Genomic DNA, 1,611 nt, shown 5'->3' with positions numbered 1-1,611 from the left:
GACGACAAGATCACCCTCAAGGGCGCGGTGTTCCGGGGTTCAAGGGCGGGGCTGGGTCAGTTGCAGGCGCTGCGCAGTATCGGGCGTCGGCTGCAGCCGCTGAGCCTGACCACGGTTATGGCGAAGTGCTGGGCACTGGGTGCCTGACCAGTCTTGAAGAGGAGCAGAGCCATCTGCTCGCCGGCGGCATCCCGCGTAAACAAGGCTTTTCACTGGAGTTTGTGAGCTATGGCGACGACCTGCAGAACGTCTAGCGGGGATCTGCTGGACACCCTCTGTCATCAGTTTTACGGGCATCTGAACGGCAGCGTCGAGGCGGTGCTGGACGCCAACCAGGGGCTGGCCGATGAGCCGCAACCATTTCGCGCTGGGCTGCTGATCGTGCTGCCGGATCTGCAGACCCAGGCTGAGGCCGCGGTGCAGCTTTGGGACTGATTGCCCACATCAACAACCGACCCCGCCCTGTGCGGGGTTTTCTATTTCTGGAGCCTGAGCAATGAAACCTGAGTTCCGAATCGTTGCCGACGGCAAGAACATCACCGCACTGATCAACGACCGGCTGCTGACCCTGCGCACCTCGGACAAGCCCGGTATGGAGTCGGACGAGTTCGAACTGCGCATTGATGACCGCGATGGCGCCGTGGCGCTGCCCAGCCGTGGCGCGAGCATCGAGGTGTTCATGGGGTACAGCGGCCAGGCCCTGACCCGCCTGGGCCGCTACACCGTCGACGAGGTGGTGCTGTCGGGGCCGCCCGACACTATCGAGATCCGTGGCAAGGCCAGTGATATGCGTGGCAGTGGCAAGACCACCCGCAGCGGTAGCTGGGAGAACGTGCCACTGCAGCAGATTGTTCGCGACTTGGCAGCGCGCAACGGCTGGGCGCCAGTGTGCCCGGTGACCACCAAGGTGCCCAGGGTCGACCAGCTCAATGAGTCCGACTTCAACTTCATTACCCGCCTGGCCAAGCAGCACGACTGCACAGCCAAGGTGGCCGACGGCAAGCTGCTGGTGCTGCCGCGCCAGGCCGGGCAAAGCGCGAGCGGAAAGGCCCTGGGCGTGGTCACCATCCGCCGCAGTGACGTGAGCCGCTATCAGTTCCGCCTGGGCGACAAGAGCACCCACAAAGCGGTGCAGACCAAGCATCAGGACAAGAAGACCGGAAAGCTGCAGGTGATAGACCTGGGCAACGACGAGTCGCCGGACGGCCTGCCGCCCGTGCATACCGATCGGCACATTCACCCGAACAAGACCGCCGCCGAGCAGGCCGCTAAGGCCCGCCTGGCGGCGTTCAACCGCAGCACCGCCGGCGTGCGGTTGGAGATGCCCGGGCGAACGGATCTGTTCGCCGAGCGAGTCATTAACGCCCAGGGCTTCAAGGTCGGCCTCGATGGCGAGTACCTCGCCGAATCGGTGGAGCAGACGTTCACCCAGTCCGGGTGGAGCACCACGGTGGAATGCAACGGCGGCAAGAAGGGCAAGGCCAAAGCCGCCAGCAAGAAGAAAAAGAAAGAAACCAAGCCGCTCAAGGTTGTGCAGCTTTAACCCATCATCACTGGAGAAGACCCAATGACCATCACTGCGCAGCAGCTGCTGCAGATCCTCCCCAACGC

The 1,611-nt window shown here is 63.5% G+C and carries 3 protein-coding genes; all 3 read left to right on the top strand.

Translation table 11 applies throughout. The features are described 5' to 3' along the window. The coding region (locus M1B34_RS33640; RefSeq protein WP_425273569.1) for a phage tail protein at nucleotides 1–254 on the top strand (254 nt) is incomplete at its 5' end. Beyond that, nucleotides 229–435, top strand: a complete 207-nt coding sequence (locus M1B34_RS33635; protein ID WP_268267431.1) for a tail protein X — start codon at nucleotides 229–231, stop codon at nucleotides 433–435. The genes M1B34_RS33640 and M1B34_RS33635, both read left to right, overlap by 26 nt. 61 nt (nucleotides 436–496) lie before the next feature. Beyond that, a complete protein-coding gene (locus tag M1B34_RS33630) occupies nucleotides 497–1,543 on the top strand; it encodes a phage late control D family protein (RefSeq protein WP_268267430.1) in 1,047 nt (348 codons plus the stop codon). The last annotated feature ends 68 nt before the right edge of the window (nucleotides 1,544–1,611 follow it).

Source organism: Pseudomonas morbosilactucae, from assembly GCF_023241715.1.
Classification (GTDB): domain Bacteria; phylum Pseudomonadota; class Gammaproteobacteria; order Pseudomonadales; family Pseudomonadaceae; genus Aquipseudomonas; species Aquipseudomonas morbosilactucae.
The sequence above is the reverse complement of the archived record's forward strand: the minus strand, read 5'-3'. Positions and strand labels throughout refer to the sequence as shown.

Bases quoted from the DNA above. Each gene is read 5' to 3' on its own strand.
- M1B34_RS33630 (WP_268267430.1), top strand. From the start codon at position 497: ATGAAACCTGAGTTCCGAATCGTTGCCGACGGCAAGAACATCACCGCA.
- M1B34_RS33635 (WP_268267431.1), top strand. From the start codon at position 229: ATGGCGACGACCTGCAGAACGTCTAGCGGGGATCTGCTGGACACCCTC.